The organism is Pseudomonas sp. CFBP13509, assembly GCF_005233485.1.
Taxonomy (GTDB): Bacteria; Pseudomonadota; Gammaproteobacteria; order Pseudomonadales; family Pseudomonadaceae; genus Aquipseudomonas; species Aquipseudomonas marginalis.
On the sequence record NZ_QGAA01000007.1, the window covers coordinates 165897 to 183658 of the forward strand.

General features: G+C 62.4%; 22 protein-coding genes. 6 read left to right on the top strand and 16 right to left on the bottom strand.

Translation table 11 applies throughout. The annotated features are described in order from the left end of the window. Window positions 1-71 precede the first annotated feature (71 nt). From PspCFBP13509_RS13805 to tusD, 6 genes are all read right to left on the bottom strand, one after another. A complete protein-coding gene (locus PspCFBP13509_RS13805; protein ID WP_065927077.1) occupies window positions 72-1067 on the bottom strand; it encodes a glutathione S-transferase family protein in 996 nt (331 codons plus the stop codon). An 88-nt stretch (window positions 1068-1155) separates the two neighbouring features. Then, window positions 1156-2157: a glycosyl transferase family protein gene (locus PspCFBP13509_RS13810; protein WP_065927078.1), complete on the bottom strand. Its 1002-nt coding sequence runs from the start codon at window positions 2155-2157 to the stop codon at window positions 1156-1158. Then, complete coding sequence (locus PspCFBP13509_RS13815) at window positions 2154-2489, bottom strand: TusE/DsrC/DsvC family sulfur relay protein (protein ID WP_137212179.1); 336 nt, start codon at window positions 2487-2489, stop codon at window positions 2154-2156. The genes PspCFBP13509_RS13810 and PspCFBP13509_RS13815 overlap by 4 nt, the downstream gene beginning before the upstream one ends. After that, complete coding sequence (gene tusB, locus PspCFBP13509_RS13820) at window positions 2486-2764, bottom strand: sulfurtransferase complex subunit TusB (RefSeq protein ID WP_053128523.1); 279 nt, start codon at window positions 2762-2764, stop codon at window positions 2486-2488. The genes PspCFBP13509_RS13815 and tusB overlap by 4 nt, the downstream gene beginning before the upstream one ends. After that, the gene (tusC, locus tag PspCFBP13509_RS13825; protein WP_065948345.1) at window positions 2764-3114 is read right to left on the bottom strand and encodes a sulfurtransferase complex subunit TusC; all 351 of its coding nucleotides are present in this window, start codon (window positions 3112-3114) and stop codon (window positions 2764-2766) included. Before tusC ends, tusB begins: the two co-directional genes overlap by 1 nt. Window position 3115: 1 nt before the next feature. After that, the gene (tusD, locus tag PspCFBP13509_RS13830) at window positions 3116-3508 is read right to left on the bottom strand and encodes a sulfurtransferase complex subunit TusD (protein WP_065948344.1); all 393 of its coding nucleotides are present in this window, start codon (window positions 3506-3508) and stop codon (window positions 3116-3118) included. 157 nt (window positions 3509-3665) lie between these two features. Here tusD and PspCFBP13509_RS13835 point away from each other — a divergent pair, with 157 nt between their 5' ends. Continuing rightward, the gene (locus PspCFBP13509_RS13835; RefSeq protein ID WP_065948343.1) at window positions 3666-4841 is read left to right on the top strand and encodes a CaiB/BaiF CoA transferase family protein; all 1176 of its coding nucleotides are present in this window, start codon (window positions 3666-3668) and stop codon (window positions 4839-4841) included. Between the two features lie 95 nt (window positions 4842-4936). Here PspCFBP13509_RS13835 and PspCFBP13509_RS13840 read toward each other — a convergent pair whose 3' ends face one another. Then, entirely contained in the window at window positions 4937-5431 is a 495-nt protein-coding gene (locus PspCFBP13509_RS13840) for a SprT family zinc-dependent metalloprotease (RefSeq protein WP_027606355.1), read from the bottom strand. Between the two features lie 129 nt (window positions 5432-5560). After that, window positions 5561-6163 (bottom strand): Yip1 family protein, encoded by a 603-nt coding sequence (locus PspCFBP13509_RS13845; protein ID WP_027606356.1) that lies wholly within the window; start codon window positions 6161-6163, stop codon window positions 5561-5563. 264 nt (window positions 6164-6427) lie between these two features. Here PspCFBP13509_RS13845 and ttcA point away from each other — a divergent pair, with 264 nt between their 5' ends. Beyond that, entirely contained in the window at window positions 6428-7252 is an 825-nt protein-coding gene (gene ttcA / locus PspCFBP13509_RS13850; RefSeq protein WP_065948342.1) for a tRNA 2-thiocytidine(32) synthetase TtcA, read from the top strand. A gap of 80 nt (window positions 7253-7332) precedes the next feature. Continuing rightward, window positions 7333-8004, top strand: a complete 672-nt coding sequence (locus PspCFBP13509_RS13855) for a DNA-3-methyladenine glycosylase I (RefSeq protein ID WP_027606358.1) — start codon at window positions 7333-7335, stop codon at window positions 8002-8004. 7 nt (window positions 8005-8011) lie between these two features. Here the strand turns inward: PspCFBP13509_RS13855 and PspCFBP13509_RS13860 are convergent, their stop codons facing one another. Genes PspCFBP13509_RS13860 through arsC form a run of 3 tightly spaced genes read right to left on the bottom strand, consistent with a single transcriptional unit; the run spans window position 8012 to window position 9367 of the window. Beyond that, the gene (locus PspCFBP13509_RS13860) at window positions 8012-8419 is read right to left on the bottom strand and encodes a DUF2069 domain-containing protein (protein ID WP_065927084.1); all 408 of its coding nucleotides are present in this window, start codon (window positions 8417-8419) and stop codon (window positions 8012-8014) included. Then, the gene (gene wrbA, locus PspCFBP13509_RS13865) at window positions 8403-9017 is read right to left on the bottom strand and encodes an NAD(P)H:quinone oxidoreductase (RefSeq protein WP_027606360.1); all 615 of its coding nucleotides are present in this window, start codon (window positions 9015-9017) and stop codon (window positions 8403-8405) included. The genes PspCFBP13509_RS13860 and wrbA overlap by 17 nt, the downstream gene beginning before the upstream one ends. Further along, on the bottom strand, window positions 9014-9367 hold the full coding sequence (gene arsC, locus PspCFBP13509_RS13870) for an arsenate reductase (glutaredoxin) (protein WP_065927085.1): 354 nt from the start codon (window positions 9365-9367) through the stop codon (window positions 9014-9016). The genes wrbA and arsC overlap by 4 nt, the downstream gene beginning before the upstream one ends. Before the next feature lie 115 nt (window positions 9368-9482). Between arsC and PspCFBP13509_RS13875 the strand changes: the two genes are divergently transcribed. Further along, the gene (locus PspCFBP13509_RS13875; protein WP_032889653.1) at window positions 9483-9944 is read left to right on the top strand and encodes a TlpA disulfide reductase family protein; all 462 of its coding nucleotides are present in this window, start codon (window positions 9483-9485) and stop codon (window positions 9942-9944) included. A gap of 230 nt (window positions 9945-10174) precedes the next feature. Here the strand turns inward: PspCFBP13509_RS13875 and PspCFBP13509_RS13880 are convergent, their stop codons facing one another. From PspCFBP13509_RS13880 to PspCFBP13509_RS13895, 4 genes are all read right to left on the bottom strand, one after another. Next, window positions 10175-10579: an META domain-containing protein gene (locus PspCFBP13509_RS13880; RefSeq protein ID WP_065927086.1), complete on the bottom strand. Its 405-nt coding sequence runs from the start codon at window positions 10577-10579 to the stop codon at window positions 10175-10177. Beyond that, the gene (locus tag PspCFBP13509_RS13885; RefSeq protein WP_027607327.1) at window positions 10576-11016 is read right to left on the bottom strand and encodes a hypothetical protein; all 441 of its coding nucleotides are present in this window, start codon (window positions 11014-11016) and stop codon (window positions 10576-10578) included. The genes PspCFBP13509_RS13880 and PspCFBP13509_RS13885 overlap by 4 nt, the downstream gene beginning before the upstream one ends. 71 nt (window positions 11017-11087) lie before the next feature. Further along, entirely contained in the window at window positions 11088-12077 is a 990-nt protein-coding gene (locus PspCFBP13509_RS13890; protein ID WP_137212180.1) for a 2-hydroxyacid dehydrogenase, read from the bottom strand. 23 nt (window positions 12078-12100) lie between these two features. Then, window positions 12101-14854 carry a response regulator gene (locus PspCFBP13509_RS13895; RefSeq protein ID WP_065948339.1) on the bottom strand — a complete coding sequence of 918 codons (2754 nt, stop codon included), beginning with the start codon at window positions 14852-14854 and terminating at the stop codon, window positions 12101-12103. A 205-nt stretch (window positions 14855-15059) separates the two neighbouring features. On the opposite strand from PspCFBP13509_RS13895, the gene PspCFBP13509_RS13900 reads away from it, so the two are divergent. Next, the gene (locus tag PspCFBP13509_RS13900) at window positions 15060-15788 is read left to right on the top strand and encodes a response regulator transcription factor (RefSeq protein ID WP_074847167.1); all 729 of its coding nucleotides are present in this window, start codon (window positions 15060-15062) and stop codon (window positions 15786-15788) included. Further along, entirely contained in the window at window positions 15778-17145 is a 1368-nt protein-coding gene (locus PspCFBP13509_RS13905) for a sensor histidine kinase (protein WP_074847166.1), read from the top strand. The genes PspCFBP13509_RS13900 and PspCFBP13509_RS13905 overlap by 11 nt, the downstream gene beginning before the upstream one ends. A 3-nt stretch (window positions 17146-17148) precedes the next feature. Here PspCFBP13509_RS13905 and PspCFBP13509_RS13910 read toward each other — a convergent pair whose 3' ends face one another. Next, a complete protein-coding gene (locus PspCFBP13509_RS13910) occupies window positions 17149-17664 on the bottom strand; it encodes a DUF2062 domain-containing protein (protein WP_027607322.1) in 516 nt (171 codons plus the stop codon). Window positions 17665-17762 lie beyond the last annotated feature (98 nt).

Sequence of the window (17762 nt, forward strand, 5' to 3'; positions counted from 1 at the left end):
ACGCGCCCATCCTGAATGCACGCGGTGTTTTTGAGTTCTTCGCGAGCAAGCTCGCTCCTACGGGTTTTGTATCAGCTCCAAATGCCTTTGCTGGTTAGCCGCGCTCGATCATGCCCGGCATCAAACGCCTGCAACGGCCCCTTCGGCACGATCGCCGTCGGGTTGATGGTGCGGTGGCTCCCATAGTAATGCCCCTTGATGTGTGTGAAATCCACCGTCTCGGCCACGCCCGGCCACTGATACATCTCCCTCAGCCAATTCGACAGGTTCGAATAATCGGCAATCCGCCGCAGATTGCATTTGAAGTGGCTGTAATACACCGCATCAAAACGAATCAGCGTGGTGAACAAGCGCACATCCGCCTCGGTCAGGTACTCGCCGGCCAGGTAGCGATGGTCGCCCAGGTGCTGCTCCAGGTGATCCAGTTCGGCAAACACATCATCAAACGCGCTTTCATACGCTTTTTGTGAGGTGGCAAAGCCTGCGCGGTACACGCCATTGTTCACGGCCGGGTAGATCCGCTCGTTGAGCCCATCGATGGTCGCGCGCAGCGGCTCAGGGTAGAAGTCCAGGGTGTTGCCGGTCAGGCCGTTGAACGCGCTGTTGAACATGCGGATGATCTCCGCCGATTCATTGCTGACGATGCGGTTGAGCTGCTTGTCCCACAGCACCGGCACGGTGACGCGGCCGGTGTAGTCGGCGGTGTCGGCGGTATAGCGCTGGTGCATGAATTCGAAACCATCGAGCTTATCGCCGGTGGAGCCGTGGGCCTTGTCGAAGGTCCAGCCGTTTTCCAGCATCAGCCAGCTGACCACGGACACGTCGATCACGCTTTCCAGGCCCTTGAGCTTGCGCAGGATCAGGGTGCGGTGGGCCCAGGGGCAGGCCAGGGACACATAAAGGTGATAACGACCGGCCTCGGCCTTGAAGCCGCCTTCGCCGCTGGGCCCCGGCTGGCCATCGGCGGTCACCCAGTGGCGGCGCTGGGCCTGTTCGCGCTGGAAAGCGCCATCTGCGCTACTTTCGTACCACTGGTCTTTCCAGTGTCCTTCGATCAGCAAACCCATGACTGGCTCCTTGGCTAATAAGCGTTGGAGCCCAGTCTAAAGGGATGAGTTCGAACTAAAAGCGCAAAGACCGGGCGTGAATGATCGATTAAATCGATTTGTCCCGTGCATCCCAGTATTGCCGGGCTAATTCGAACGCCTGTTCCCGTGGGTGGCCGAGGCCGCGCAAGGCCAGGGCCATGGTGGCGATCAGCGCCAGTTGCGGGTAGCTGTCTTCTACGTCGCCGCGCCACACGGCCTTCAAGTGATCAGGCTCCAGGGTTGCCGGCTTGACGTGGCGCTGGTCGGAGAGGGCAGGCCATTCTTCATCCCAGCTTTCGCCACCGGTGGTGCCATAGAGGTGGCTGATCGTGTCGGGGTTGATCTCGACTTCGCCGCCGTCGCCCTTGACCACGATCACATGATCGCCAAGCAGGCCGCTGGCATCGCGGTGCACGCCCTGGTAACCGGGGTGGAAAATGCTTTGCAGGCCGCAGCGCGCATTCAGCGGGTTGAGCAGGCGCGCCAGGGAGTGGATCGGCGAGCGCAGGCCGAGGGTGTTGCGCAGGTCGATCATGCGTTGCAGTTGCGGCGCCCAATCGCCCAGCGGGATAAACGCCAGGTTGCCTTGTTCAAACGCGGTCCCGACCTGCTGCCAATTACGGCACAGCGGGATGTGCAGGGTTTGCAGCAATTGTTCGGTGTACAGCCGGCCCGCCGTGTGTGCGCCGCCGCCGTGCATGAGGATGCGCACGCCATGTTGCGCCAGGCACTTGGCCGCCAGCAGGAACCACGGCAGGTGGCGCTTCTTGCCGGCGTAGGTCGGCCAGTCGACATCCACATTCAGTGCGGGGGCGTTCAAGCGTTCACGCACGGCTTCGGTAAAGCCGGCGAGTTCTTCCGGGCTTTCTTCCTTGTGGCGTAGCAGCATCAGGAAGGCGCCGAGCTGGGTGTCTTCGACTTTTTCGTCGAGCAGCATGCCCATGGCTTCGCGGGCCTCTTCGCGGGTGAGGTTGCGCGCGCCGCGCTTGCCTTTGCCCAGGATGCGCACGAACTGCGCAAACGGATGCTCGGCAGGGGTTTCAAGGGTCAGTGGGGCAAAGTCGGTCATAAGCAATTCGTCGGCCGGGGCAGGCCCGCCAGCTTGGCGGCGAGTTTGGCGGGAGTGCCGTTGAACAGTGTGTTGAGGTGCAGGCTGTTGCCCTTTTGCGGGCCGAGCTTCAAGGCGGTGTACTTGATCAGCGGCCGCGTGGCAGGGGACAGCTGGAATTCGGCGTAGAACTGGCGCAGCAGTTCGAGGATCTGCCAATGATCGGCGGTCAATTCCAGGCCTTCGACGGCGGCCAGGGCATTGGCCACCTCATCGGACCATTCATTCAGGTCGACGAGGTAACCGTCCTTGTCCAGGTCCAGGGTGCGCGCGCCTATGGTCAGGGTGTTCATAGCCAGGTGTTGACCTTGCTGTAGTCGAGCGACAGCTGCACGAAACCCGGGTAGTCCACGCTGTCGGCCCAATCCGGCAGCGGCAGATTGCGCGCCTGCATGTCTTCGGCCAGCACAAAAACCTTTATGCCCTTGGTGTGCAGGGCCGCGTTATGCAGCCCATAGGCGCCATCGCCGCAGAGCAGGATCGCGTCTTCGGCGCCACAGATACGCAGGCAACTGTCGAGGCGGCTGTCGGTAAACGGGGAGTGGGAAACCACATGTAGAGTCGACATCAGAGGGTCATCACCTGGTCGTAACGGTCAATCAGCTTGGCGATCGCTTCGCTGTCCAGCGACTGGGCATTGGCCGGCTGCGTCAGCCCGCGCTCACCCAGGCTATGGCTGCAGGCGAACACGTCATCGATGCCGAACAGGCCCAACGCCTGCAAGTTAGCGCTGAGGTCCTTTTGCTGCACGGCCTTGGCGTCCTGATGCGGCGCCAGTTGGAACACGCCGTCATCCATGAACAGCACGCCGATCGGCAGATCAAACGCGCCCCCGGCCAGCACGATATCCAGCGCTTCGCGCGCGCTCGGCCCGGACCAGGGCGCCTGGCGGCTGATCACTAACAAGGATTTGGACATGTCACGGCCCTCCAAAACAGATCAGGCGGTCGGCGGCCTGGGTGGCGTCGTGCAATTGCCCCAGGCCCGACAATGCCCAGGGCGCATCCAGGTTGGCCGCGCTGCGTTGATAGCGCGTGGCTTCCTCGGCATTAAGCACGCCACGACGCAAGGCGGCAGCGATGCACACCACGCCGTCGAGTTGATGCACATTGACCAACTCGCGCCATTGGCGGGCGATGTCCTGCTCATCCTGGGGTGCAACGATGTTATTGGAGGCGCCGTAGACGCCGTCCTGATAGAAAAACAGCCGCACAATCTCATGCCCGCCGGCCAACGCCGCCTGTGCAAACAGCAGGGCGCGGCGCGAGGAGGGCGCATGGGCGGCGGAAAACACTGCAATCGCAAACTTCATGGAACACTCTGCAAGCAAACGTGGGCCAATGATAAAGCCGCCGCCACGAAAAAGCCCGCCATGATCAAAACGGTCACCCTCGATGATCGTTCTGACGATTGCCGGTAGGCGCCAGGCTGCCTAGTCTGTGGGAATCCGAAACCCAAATGGAGTCTCCATGTCAGGTCCCTTGGCGTCCCTCAAAGTGCTGGATTTTTCCACCTTACTGCCCGGCCCGTTTGCTTCCTTGATGCTGGCGGACATGGGCGCGGAGGTACTGCGTATCGAGTCCCCCACGCGCATCGACCTGCTGCGGGTGCTGCCGCCCCATGACCAGGGGACTTCCGCCAGCCATGCCTATCTCAACCGCAACAAACGCAGTCTGGCGCTGGATTTGAAGCAGGCCCAGGCGCTGGAGATCGTGCGCGAACTGGTCAAGGACTACGACATTGTCCTCGAACAATTCCGCCCCGGCGTGATGGAACGCCTGGGTCTGGGGTACGAGGCGCTGAAGGCGATCAACCCGCGGCTGATTTATGTGTCGATCACCGGGTATGGCCAGACCGGGCCCTATAAGGACCGCGCCGGGCATGACATCAACTACCTGGCGCTGGCCGGGGTCGCCAGTTACACCGGGCGCCGGGACAGCGGGCCACTGCCCTTGGGCGTGCAGTTGGCGGACGTGGGCGGCGGTTCGCTGCATGCGGTGGTGGGGCTGCTGGCGGCCGTTATCGCCCGGCAGCAGAGCGGGGTCGGCCAATACCTGGATGTCAGCATGACCGATTGCTCGTTCAGCCTGAACGCCATGGCCGGCGCGGGTTACCTGGCGTGTGGTGTGGAGCCTGAGCGGGAGGGCCATGTGCTCAATGGCGGGAGTTTCTACGATTACTACCGCTCCCGAGATGGGCGCTGGATGTCGGTCGGCAGCCTGGAACCGGCTTTCATGCAGCAGTTGTGTGAAGCGTTGGGCCGCCCGGAGTTGGCCGCGCAGGGCTTGAAGCCTGAGCAGCAGCCGGCGCTTAAGCAGGCCTTGCAGGTGGAGTTCGAGAAGCGCAGTTTCGAGCAATTGTGCGAGCTGTTTACCGGGGTGGATGCCTGCGTGGAGCCGGTGCTGACGCTCAGCGAAGCCGTGGCCCATCCGCAGTTGAAGGCGCGGGCGCTGGTCAGCCAGGTGCCCAGGGGTGATGGCTCTAGCCAGGCGCAGATAGCCTGCCCGTTGAAGTTTTCGGAAGGGTTGCCAGCGCCCCGGCACATTGGCGTCGCCGTGGGTGCGCACAGTGATGAAGTGTTGGCGGAGCTGGGCTTGAGCCCCCAGCGCATCAGCGAGCTGCGCAGCTCCAAGGTGATTATGTAGTGGCTGGGCGGACGCTATCGGGAGCAAGCCCCCTCCCACATTAGGCCTGTGAATACGATCAAAATGTGGGAGGGGGCTTGCTCCCGATGAGGCCTTTATTCCACTCTGGTTTCGCCGGTAAACACCAATGTCTGCCGACAGCGCCGACACAGGTACCGCCGCCCCTGAGCCACCATGCCATGGCGTTGCGACGAAAACGGAAAGTCACTGTCCGCACACGGGCAACGATAAATATAGCGGGTTACCTGGCGACGCTTCACGGCATAGGTGTGGCAGCGGTCCGGCGGCAGTTCATAGACCCCACGCATGATCAGTTGCCATTCCTCGCCATGGGGCTGGATGCGTTCGCCGAACAATTGGTGGGCAATCAGGTGCGCCACCTCATGGGCCACGGTCTGTTTCAGGAAGTGTTGGCTGTTTTCTCGGTACAACTGTGGGTTGAAGCGCAGCAGGTTCTCGTGCAAATGCGCGACACCGGCCTTCTGGCCCCGCAGCTTGAGGCTGACCTGGGGGCGTTTGAAGCTTCGTTTGAAAAAGGATTCGGCTTGCAGGAAACAATCTTCGACGCGGGTATTGAGTTGCTCGGGCATGCTGTACATATCTCCAGAGGCGTCCAGTATGCCGCAAAGCGGGGTGTTTCCGAATCTGTCAGGCGCCGAATGGTCATCCATCACGCACAAAGCCACCTTGCGGTGGCCTTGCCTTTGCCATTGAACGGGTCAGTTCGTGTAGATCGGCCCCACGCCCAGGCCCCAGACGATCACGGTAAACGCCATGATCGCCACCAGCACCACCAGCCCTACGGCCAGTATCGAACTGGAAAACAGGAAGCCTTCATCCGGATCGATGCTCATGAAGGTCGGTACGCCGACATACAGCAGGTACACCGTGTAGCAGATCGCCGCAGTGCCCACCACCATGCCCAGCCACATATGCGGGTAGAGCGCCGCCAGCCCGCCGATAAACAGAGGTGTCGCGGTATAGGTGGCAAACGCCACGCACCGCGCCATGCTGGGGTTGGCGTCGTAGGTGCGGGCCATCCAGTGGATGAACGCGCCCATCACTGCCACGCCGCCGAGCATGGCCGCGTAGGACATGAGAGTCATCCACAGCGCACTTTCCTGGGTCAGCATGACCGGGGAGCGGTTGCCGATGACCCAGCCGACCTGGGTGGTGCCGATAAAAGCCGATACGGCGGGGATCGCCGCGAGAATCAGGGTGTGAGTGAGGTACATGTGGCCGATGCTTTCTTCTTTATCGCCACGAATTTCCCGCCATTCCTGGTCGGGATGGGTAAACAGCCCCACGACGTGATGGATCATGCCAGTCACTCCTGTCGTTATTACCATCGCCCCCCATCGGAGCGCCCACGGGCCAGATGGCCACAAAGGTCTGGATATATGTGTGCGACCTCAAGTCGCAGTATAGGAAGGGATGACCGGAATAACCGTAGGGCCTTTAGAGCAAATTGCGCTGTAAACAGGGGGCCTAATCGCGGCGGGGTCTTTTACTGTTAGCCCTTTAGCTGTTTTTTTTGCGTAAAATACCCGGCTTTTCGTCACACACCTCCAGCGGATCCAAGCGCCATGGGCACTCTTACGGTCAACCAGAACAAACTGCAAAAACGCCTGCGCCGCCTGGCCGGTGAGGCAGTCGCCGATTTCAACATGATCGAGGACGGCGACAAGGTCATGGTCTGCCTCTCCGGCGGCAAAGACAGCTACACCATGCTCGACGTGCTGCTGCACCTGCAAAAGGTCGCGCCGATCAAGTTCGACATCGTTGCGGTCAATATGGACCAGAAACAACCGGGCTTCCCCGAGCACGTGCTGCCGGCCTACCTCAAGGCGCTGGGCGTCGAGTACCACATCGTCGAAAAAGACACCTATTCGGTGGTCAAGGAACTGATCCCTGAAGGCAAGACCACCTGCTCGCTATGCTCGCGCCTGCGCCGTGGCACGCTCTACACCTTTGCCGATGAGATCGGGGCGACCAAGATGGCCCTGGGTCATCACCGCGACGATATCGTCGAGACCTTCTTCCTCAATATGTTCTTCAACGGCTCGCTCAAGGCCATGCCGCCCAAGCTGCGTGCCGATGACGGCCGCAACGTGGTGATCCGCCCGCTGGCGTATTGCAACGAGAAGGACATCCAGGCCTATTCCGACTTCAAGCAATTCCCGATCATCCCGTGCAACCTGTGCGGCTCCCAGGAAAACCTGCAGCGCCAGGTGGTCAAGGACATGCTGGTGGATTGGGAGCGCAAGACCCCCGGGCGTACCGAAAGTATCTTCCGCAGCCTGCAGAACGTGCAGCCGTCGCAATTGGCCGACCGCAACCTGTTCGACTTCACCAGCCTTAAAATCGATGAGAGCGCCGCGCCGCGCTTCGTCAATGTTGTGAACCTCTGAGCCCATTCAACGCTCTGACACACGGCGCTTGCGGGCGCCGTTTTCAATTCAATTGCCAGCATTCAACAGCAGGAGAGGGCATGCGCGATTACAAGTGGCTGCACGAATATTGTCTGAACCGCTTCGGTTCAGCGGCCGAGCTGGACGCCCACCTGCCGGTGCCCAAGACTCCGGCGCAGTTACGCAAGATCAGTGATGATCGCTACCTGTCGACCTTGGCGTTGCGCGTGTTTCGCGCCGGCTTGAAACACAGCGTGGTGGATGCCAAGTGGCCGGCCTTCGAGCAGGTGTTCTTCGGCTTCGACCCGGAAAAAGTCGTGTTGATGGGGGCCGAGCACCTGGAGCGGCTGATGCAGGACACGCGCATCATCCGTCACCTGGGCAAGCTCAAGAGTGTGCCGCGCAATGCGCAGATGATCCTGGACATCGAGCAGGAAAAAGGCAGCTTCGGCGCATTTATCGCCGACTGGCCGGTGACCGATATCGTCGGGTTATGGAAATACCTGAGCAAGCACGGTCATCAGCTGGGCGGGCTGTCGGCCCCGCGCTTTTTGCGGATGGTGGGCAAGGATACCTTTGTGCCGAGCGATGACGTGGTCGCGGCATTGAATGCGCAGAAGATTGTCGACAAGGCACCCACCAGCCTGCGCGACCTGGCCACGGTGCAGGCTGCGTTCAACCAGTGGCATGCCGAGAGTGGGCGGCCGATGTGCCAGCTGTCGATGATGCTGGCCTATACGGTGAATCACTGACCGGGTTTTAGGGTGTGGCCAACCGGCGGTTCAACTGGTGCCGCCAGCGCACATACAGCAGCGCCGTGCAAAACACCGCCAGGCTGGCCAGCATCTCCAGCACCCCGAACCATTGCCGGTTCGGGTCATACGCCGCCAGCGCGCCCTTGATGAAATACAGGTTCACCGCAAAGCACATCCACGAATACCCGCGCGCGCTGCCGATGATCATCCCCGGCGCCAGCACCAGCAGCGGCACCAGTTCGATCAGCAGGATCACCCACGGGCGTGCGCCGTGCAGGTCGGCGACGAACAGGTAGTACCCGCACAACAAACCCACCAGGGCGAAAAACGCCAGCAGGCTTAACGCGCGTGCCGCCTTGACCCGTGGCTCCAGCCACGCTTGCGGCGGTAGAACCTTAGGCTTCCTGGCCACGGCCGTTCTCCAGCAGCGTGGCGGTCTTGGCCAGGCGCAGGCCCAGGGCCCGGCACAGGGTGATTTCATGCGGGTCGAGCAGGCGCTTGCCATCCGGCCCGGCATGGTGGCTGGCGCCATACGGCGTGCCGCCGCCCTGGGTGTCGAGCAGCGCCTGTTCGCTGTAGGGCAGGCCAGTGATCAGCATGCCGTGGTGCAGCAGCGGCAGCAGCATCGACATCAGCGTGGTTTCCTGGCCGCCATGCAGGCTGGCGGTGGAGGTGAACACCCCGGCCGGCTTGCCGACCAACGCACCGGTGAGCCACAGGTTGCTGGTGCCGTCGAGGAAGTACTTGAGCGGCGCGGCCATGTTGCCGAAGCGCGTCGGGCTGCCCAGGGCCAGGCCCGAGCAGTTTTTCAAGTCATCGAGGCTGGCGTACAGCGCGCCTTCGTCCGGGATGCTCGGCGCCACGGCTTCGCATTCGGTGGAGATCGCCGGTACGGTGCGCAGCCGCGCTTCCATCCCGCCTTGCTCGATGCCACGGGCAATCTGCCGAGCCATTTCGCTCACCGAGCCATTGCGGCTGTAATACAACACCAGCACATACGGCGCAGTCACGGCAGGATCTCCAGCACGTTCTCTGGCGGACGGCCAATGATGGCTTTATTGGCGGTTTCCAGGATCGGGCGTTCCATCAGCTTGGGGTGTTCGGCGATCGCGGCGATCAACTGCGCTTCGCTGAGGCTGGCGTCGGCCAGGTTGAGGGCCTTGTATTCGTCTTCGCCGGTGCGCAGCAGTTGGCGGGCGCTGATGCCCAGCTTGGCCAGCAGTGCCTTCAATTGCGCGGCATTCAGCGGGTTTTCCAGGTAACGCACCACGGTGGGGGCGAGGCCTCGGGCTTCCAGCAGTTCGAGCGCACCGCGGGATTTCGAGCAGCGCGGGTTGTGATAAAGCGTCAGATCGGTCATGTGCGGGTCGCATCTTGCGTAAGGTGGCGGGTATTCTACCTGCGCGGCGTCCTGTCCTTAAACCGTCAGAGGCGATAGGTCGCAGCCAACGTTCATTTTTGCGAAGGAATACCCCATGACAAGGCGACTGATCGGTGCATTGGCGATCATTACAACCCTGCTGCTCAGCGGCTGCGGCAATGACTACGGCGTTGACCAGTACGGCCAGAAGGTCGCGGCCGAGCGCCTGGACAAACAGTGGCTGGTGGTCAACTACTGGGCGGAATGGTGTGGCCCATGCCGTACGGAAATCCCCGAACTCAACGCCCTGGCGGAACAGTTGAAGGGGCAGGGCGTGGGGGTGTTCGGGGTTAACTTCGACAATGTGCAGGGTGCAGAGCTGAAAGAGGCCAGCGACAAACTGGGGATCAAGTTCACCGTGCTGGCACAGAACCCGGACGGGATCTTCGAGATTCCGCGCAGCGAAGCGTTGCCGGTGACCTATATCATTGATGACAAGGGCAAGGTGCGCGAGCAGTTGATGGGTGAGCAGACGGCGGAAGGGGTGTTGGCCAAGCTCAAGGCCTTGCGCGGCTAGAGTATTGCCCCCGATCAAATGTGGGAGGGGCGGTGCGACGATTCGACTTGCCCCGATAGCGGTGTGTCAGCCGACACACCTGCCAACCATGCCGCCGCCATCGAAGCCTCGCTAAAGCTCGACATCTCCCACAGGGGCCCAGCGGTGCCCACGAGATCTACAGCCGAGCAACTTCCCACCTGCCAACCCATCTCATTATTTAAATCTCACCAACCTGTAGGTCGGTGGAATCAGCCCTCTTCGAGCCATAGGCGAATCGGCTTGCCTTCGGTCGGCCAGAAGCGGGTCTGCTCGATCGGCGAGATGTCCCAGCGCTGTACGCCTTGCAGGGCCTGGAAGAAGCGCTGTTCCTGCTCCATCAGGGCCTCGGCGCAGAGCTTGCGGGTGCTGCCGAGCTTGCCGAAGCTGAGTTTGTCGCCCTCAAGGGTGTACGGCGCGAACCAGTGGTTGCAACCGCCGTTGCCGTAGGCACGCCCATCGGCGCCGAGGGTGACGGTCAGGTGTGCGTAATCCATCAACGGCCGCTCACCAATCCACTCCACCACGTAGCTGTGATCCTGCTTGAGCTTGGCCGCGTCACCGGCGCAGCCACTCAGGGCCGCACCGACGGCGGCGAGCAGAAGCAGGCCTTTCATTGCCCGGCCTTCTGGCATTTCGGGCAACGATGTTTGTCGCCTTCGCTGGCCCAACCCAACTCGGCAATGCGTGCATTGGCGGCCGGTTGCAGCGGCTCCTTGGTCAGCTTGGTTTCCACCGCGAATTCAAACTCCAGCACGGTGTCGCAGCTGTCGCAGTTGACCTTCCAGGTGTGAATCTCCAGCTCGCCGAACTTCGGCCCGCGGGCCATGGCGACCCACTGGCCGGCAGGGCGGATGGAGTAGCGCGCGTCACCTTCGACGGTAAGGCGCATGGACAAGGTTTTACTGCCGCGCAGGGTGACGATCAGCACGTCGTCATGCTTGATCGAGCCACCGTTGCCGGTGACCTGGTAACGGCCCGGCACCAGGGCACGGCATTCGATCAGGGTGTGTTGCGGGCTCAGCAAGCTGAAGCGGAAATCGTGTTCGGCCATGGATCCTCCAAATAGGCGCGGCATCCTATCACGGGTGCCTGCTGATCATGAGCCTGGTATGTGACCGCTGATCATCCTTCGACGAGGTTCTGCGTCCGGCCATCGGCCCATGCCGCAATATTGGCCAACGTGGTGCCGGCAATCGCCGCCAGGGCTTCGCGGGTAAGGAACGCCTGGTGTGCGGTGACGATCACGTTGGGGAAGGTCAGCAGGCGCGCGAGCACATCGTCCTGCAAGGGCAGATCGGAGCGGTCCTCGAAAAACAGCTGGGCTTCCTCCTCGTACACATCCAGCCCCAGGTAGCCGAGTTGGCCGTCCTTGAGTGCTTCGATCAGCGCCGGCGTGTCGACCAGGCCACCGCGACCGGTGTTGATCAACATGGCGCCGGGTTGCATCCGCGCCAGGGAGCGTGCATTGATCAGGTGCTTGCTGTCGGCGGTCAGCGGGCAGTGCAGGCTGATGATCTGGGCCTGGGCCAAGAGCTCCGGCAGGCTCACATAGTCAGCGCCGAGGGCCTGGACCTGGGGGTTGGGGAACGGGTCGTAGGCGAGCAGCCGGCAACCGAAGCCCGCCATGATCCTGGCGAACGTGGCGCCGATCTGGCCGGTGCCGACCACGCCGACGGTCTTGCCCACCAGGTCGAAGCCGGTGAGGCCATGCAGGCTGAAATCGCCGTCGCGGGTGCGGTTGTAGGCGCGATGCAGGCGGCGGTTGAGGGCGAGGATCAGGGCCACCGCGTGTTCGGCGATCGCATGGGGCGAATAGGCCGGGACGCGCACGATGGTCAGGCCCAGACGTTTGGCGGCAGGCAGGTCCACATGGTTGTAGCCGGCCGAACGCAACGCGATCAACCGCGTGCCGCCCTTGGCCAGGTGTTCCAGCACCGGGGCGCTGAGGTCATCGTTGATAAAGGCGCAGACTACCTCGTGGTGTTCGGCCAGGGCGACGGTGTCGAGGTTGAGCCGGGCGGGTTGGAATTGCAGTTCCAGGCCGCGCGGCAAGGGTTCGCCGAGGAAACTGTCGCGGTCGTAGGTCTGGCTGCTGAAAAGAATCACGCGCATCAAAGGCGTCCTTTTTGATGAGTTCAGGCGCTGACCCGCGCTTCACTGGCCAGCCGTGCAATGGCCATGTCCAGCTCGTCCAGCGCGGTCATGGCCTTGGCGTCGTCCTGCTTGAGCAGGGTTTCGGCGCGCTGGCAGGCGGCGCGCAGTTGCGGCACGCCACAGTAGCGGGTGGCGCCGTGCAGACGGTGGACGCGTTCGATCAGGGCCAGGTTGTCCTTGGCCTCGCGGGCGACGTGAATGGCCTGGCGATCGGCTTCCAGGGAGGCCAGCAGCATGGCCAGCATGTCGGCCGCCAGGTCCATCTTGCCGGCGGCCAGGCGCAGGCCTTCCTCGTGGTCCAGCACCGGCAATTGCACCCCGGGGCCCAGGCCTTCGACGGCGCGCTCCGGCACCTGGTTGCGCAGGGCCAGGCCGGTCCATTTCAGCACCACCTGGGCCAGTTGCCGTTCGCTGATGGGTTTGGTCAGGTAGTCGTCCATACCACTTTGCAGCAGGGCGCGCTTTTCGTTGGCCATGGCGTGGGCGGTGAGGGCGACCACCGGCAAGGGCGTGCCATGGCGCTCGCTTTCCCACTGGCGGATCGCCTCGGTGCTCTGGCGTCCGTCCATGCCCGGCATCTGCACGTCCATCAGCACCAGGTCGAAGGTGTCCTGTTTCACCGCGTCGACCGCCGCGTAGCCGCTTTCCACTGCCCGGACCTGCGCGCCCATGTCTTCCAGCAGGGTTTGCACCAACAGCAGGTTTGCCGGGTTGTCGTCGACACACAGCACACGCGGCGCACGGCTGGACAACGGCTCGCCCGGTTCACTGCGGGAGGGCCGCGGGCTGATCAGGTCGGACAAGGCACGGCGCAGCTTGCGGGTACACGCCGGCTTGGCCTGCAACTGGCTGTTGGGGTTGGGTACCGACTCGTTGAACAGCATCTGTTCGGTGGTGGGGCACAGCACCAGCACTTTGCAACCCAGGTGTTCGAGGTCCCACAGGTGCTGGTTGAGGCGCTCGGGCGGAATATCGTTGGCGGTCACGCCGAGTACCGCGAGGTCGATAGCCTGCTCGGTCTGGTGAGCGCTGGTGATGCCGTTGGTCAGGCTTTCCAGGGTATTGAACGGCGTTACTTCCAGGCCACAGTCTTCCAATTGGTGCTGCAGGGCCTGGCGAGCCAGGTCGTGGTTTTCCAGCACCGCTACACGATGGCCCAACAACGGCGCGCAGGGCAGGTCTTCGACGTCGTCGCGGGTCTTGGGCAGGTTCAGGCTGATCCAGAATTCAGAGCCTTCGCCCGGCGTGCTGTCGACGCCGATTTCACCGCCCATTTGTTCGATCAGGCGCTTGGATATCACCAGGCCAAGCCCCGTGCCGCCGGGCTGGCGCGACAGTGAATTGTCGGCCTGGCTGAACGCCTGGAACAACGCCCGCACGTCCTGGCTGGACAGGCCGATGCCGGTGTCCTGCACGCTGATGCGCAGTTGCACGCTGTCTTCCTGCTCGTCCTCGATCATCGCCCGGGCCACGATGGTGCCTTCGCGGGTGAACTTGATCGCATTGCTGATCAGGTTGGTCAGGATCTGCTTGAGCCGCAGCGGGTCGCCCACCAGCGCCAGCGGCGTGTCGCGGTACACCAGGCTGACCAGTTCCAGCTGCTTGGCATGGGCGGCGGGGGCGAGGATGGTGAGGGTGTCTTGCAGCAGATCCCGCAGGTTGAACGGGATGCTGTCGAGCACCAGCTTGCCGGCCTCGATCTTCGAGAAATCGAGGATCTCGTTGATGATGCCCAGCAGGTTGTCGGCGGATTTTTCGATGGTGCCCAGGTAGTCCAGCTGGCGCGGGGTCAGCTCGCTTTTTTGCAGCAGGTGGGTAAAGCCGAGTATGCCGTTGAGCGGCGTACGGATTTCATGGCTCATGTTCGCCAGGAACTCGGACTTGATGCGGCTGGCCTCCAGGGCCTCCTTGCGCGCCAGGTCCAGCTCGATGTTCTGGATCTCGATGGTTTCCAGGTTCTGGCGCACGTCTTCGGTGGCCTGGTCGATGCTGTGCTGCAATTCTTCCCGGGCGTTTTGCAGGGTTTCGGCCATGCGGTTGATGCCCGATGCGAGTTGATCCAGCTCCTGGCTGCCCAAGGGTGGCAGGCGGGTTTCCAGGTTGCCGTCCTTGAGTTGGGCCACCGCTTGCTTGATCAGGCCAATCGGCGCGTTGATCGTACGGCTGATGCGCAAGGCCAGGGCTGCGGTGCAGATCAGGCCGATGGCAATCAGCAGCAGGCTGGCGAACAGGCTGCGATAGCCGCGCAGCAACATACCGTTGTGGGACAACTCCACCTCGACCCAGCCGAGCAGGCGATCGGCTTCATCGGGGATCAAATCGCCCGCCAGGTTGCGATGGCGACCAAACACCGGCAGCAGGTAGCGCGTGGCGTCGTTGCCGGTGCGCTGCAGCAGGTGGGAACTGTTACCCACCGGCGGCTGGTTGAGCATGGTCGGGCCGGCGTGGGCCAGGGGCGTGCGGTCCGGCGCGAGGAACGCCACGGTGCGTACGTCCGTCTGTTCCAGGGATTGGGTGGCGATACGCTCCAGCAGGTCGGTATTCCTGCTGCCCATGGCCGGAGCCACCAGGGGCGCCAGCTGCTCGGCGATCATTTCGCCGCGTTGCAGCAGTTGGGCCTGCAACTCCGAGAGCTGCATCCAGGTGAAGTACCCTCCCAACAACAAGGCCATCAGGCTGGTCGGTAATAAGGTCAGCAACAGTACGCGGCCTTTTATCCCCATTCTTTTAAGCACGCCACTCTCCTGCTACCACACTGATATCAATCTTCCGCGCCGGCATCCGGCCCGCGCCACCTGCGCAGTGTAGCCATTTGCGCGGCCTGGAATCTTGCAAATTAATGACAGAGGGCAATCTTCGGGCCGTTGGACGCCGTGTGGCGATTGCCTGCGGCGGGGTTATCTTGAATAATCAGTGATTGAGAATGACTTGCAGACGCTAATGAATCCCGCAGCAGTTGGCCTACCCCGTATCCTCACAATTGAAGATGACCCCGTGCTGGGTGCCTATGTGCATGAGCATTTGGGGCGCTGTGGCTTCCAGGTCACCTGGTGCCAGAACGGTCAGCAGGGCTTGGAGATGGCGCGCGACCAGGCATTCGACGTGGTATTGATGGATATTCTGCTGCCGGGCCTGGATGGCTTGTCGATCCTCACCCATCTGCGCCGGAGCCATTCGGTTCCGGTGATCCTGATGTCGGCCCTGGGCGCTGAAACCGATCGCGTCAGCGGTTTTCGCCTGGGTGCCGATGATTACCTGCCCAAGCCCTTCAGCATGGTTGAATTGCGCGTGCGTATCGAAGCCATCCTGCGGCGGGTGGCCCTGGATCGGCGCCCGTTGCCGACGCTTGCGCCCGTGCGCGAGGATACCCGCACCCTGCGTTTCGACGATGAACGGTGCGATGTTTTTCATCAAGGCCACTGGGCGGGCCTGACCCGCAGCGAATATCGCCTGCTGGAAACCCTGCATCGCAACGCTGAAGAAGTCCTCAGCAAAGCCTTCCTCTACCAGCACGTGTTGCAACGGGGTTATGCGCCCCATGATCGCAGCCTCGACATGCATATCAGCCAGATCCGCCGCAAGCTCAAGGCCATCGGCTACGGCGAGCGTGAGGTGCGCACGGTGTGGGGCAAGGGCTATGTGCTGAGCGGTCACGACGATGGGCTTTGAGGCATCACTGAAACGGCTGCCGGGCAGGCACTCGTTATTCTGGAAGCTCGCCTGCCTGCTGATCGCCTTCTGTTTGCTGATGATCTGGCTCAGTTGGTCCTGGGGCCGGTACATGGAGCAAAAGAACGCCTACCTGTCCGATGAGGCCAGGAGCACCTTGAGTGGTTATGCGGTCGGCGCCGAGCAGGCCTGGAACCAGAGCGGCAATGCCGGCGTCGATGCGTGGCTGCAGGCAATGGGCAAGCGCGAAAGCACGTGGATCGGGGTGATCGGCAATGACTTGCAGTCGTTGAGCAGCTACCCGCTGACCGACACGGAAAGCCAGCGCCTGACCTTTCTGCGGGGCCTGGATTGGCCGGTCAGCCGCCACGTCAAGGGGTTGCCGTGGTTGAAGATCCCGTTTGCGGTGGATCCGGGCGCCGGTTCGCTGGTGATTGAACTGCCGCAGCGTTTTATGCCGGGGCGCTACCAACTGTTCTGGCGGGTGCTGACCAACGGCGTGATTCCCGGCCTCTTTACCTTGTTGCTGTGCATCGGCCTCTATCGGTTGCTGATCATGCCCCTCAATCAACTGCGCGAGCAGGCCAACGCATGGCGTGCCGATCAATTGAATACGCGGATGTCCCACGACGCCACCAGCCGCCAGGACGAATTGGGCGAGTTGGGGCGCGCGTTTGATCATATGTCCGAGCGCTTGCAGGGTACGGTGATGCTGCAACAGCAGCTGTTAAGGGACATGTCCCATGAACTGCGCACGCCCTTGAGCCGTTTGCGGGTGGCCTGTGACAGTGAGCAGGATCTTGCGCGCCTGCGTGAGCGGCTGGGGCGGGAGATCGATGCCATGCAGCGCCTGGTGGAAGACAGCCTGCAACTGGCCTGGCTGGATACCGAGCGGGCGCCGCTGCCCAAAGAAGATATTCAGGTGCAGGCGCTGTGGGACATGCTGCGCGAGAACGCGTGCTTTGAAAGCGGTTGGCCGGCGTCGCGGCTGTCCTGCCTTCTGGGCGCCGACAGTTGGGTACGGGGCAACCTGAATGCCCTGGCCCAGGCCCTGGAGAATATCCTGCGCAACGCCATACGCCATTCCCCGGCGGAGGGGGGCGTGTGCCTGGATGGATGCCGCGAGGGGGAGTATTGGCACCTTTGGTTGGAAGACCAGGGCGGGGGAATCGATGAGCAGGATCTGGAGCGAATCTTTGCGCCGTTTACGCGGCTGGACGGTTCGAGGCCCGGCGATGGTGGCTTCGGGCTGGGCCTGAGCATCGCGCGCAATGCCGTGCAACGCCAGGACGGCAGCCTGTGGGCGGAAAATACCGGCCAGGGCCTGCGTGTGCACCTGCGGTTGCCGGCGCGATAGGTCTCAGCCTCGGCGCTGCTTGCGCTTTTTCCATTGGTGCGCGACCCACCAGCGCCAGTACCCCATGGTCAGGCAGTAGGCCAGTGCGCCCAGCACCAGCCCCAACACCACCGAACCCAGCAGGAAGGGCTGCCACAGCGTGCTCAACTGGCCGCTGATCCACTCCCAGGTCAGGTCGTCGGGCAGGCTGCGCGGTGGCACATTCATCAGCCAGGCGCCGGTCATGTAGGTGCAGATGAACACCACCGGCATGGTGATCGGGTTGGTCAGCCATACCAGGCTGATGGCGATGGGCATATTGCCGCGCACGGTGATCGCCAGCACTGCCGCCAGCAGCATCTGCAATGGGATCGGGATAAACGCCGCGAACAAACCCACGGCCATGGCGCGTGCCACGGAGTGCCGATTCAGGTGCCAGAGGTTCGGGTCGTGCAGCAACGTGCCAAGAAACTGTAATGACTTGTGTTCCCTGATACTGGTGGGGTCGGGCATGTACCGTTTGAATAAGCGCCGAGGCATAGGGGGTCCAGGTCAGTTCGAGGGGCAAGTATGCCCGCATTCTATAAACAGAAAATTCAGACTTTGTGACAAAACATCATAGGACACGCTGGGCCCTC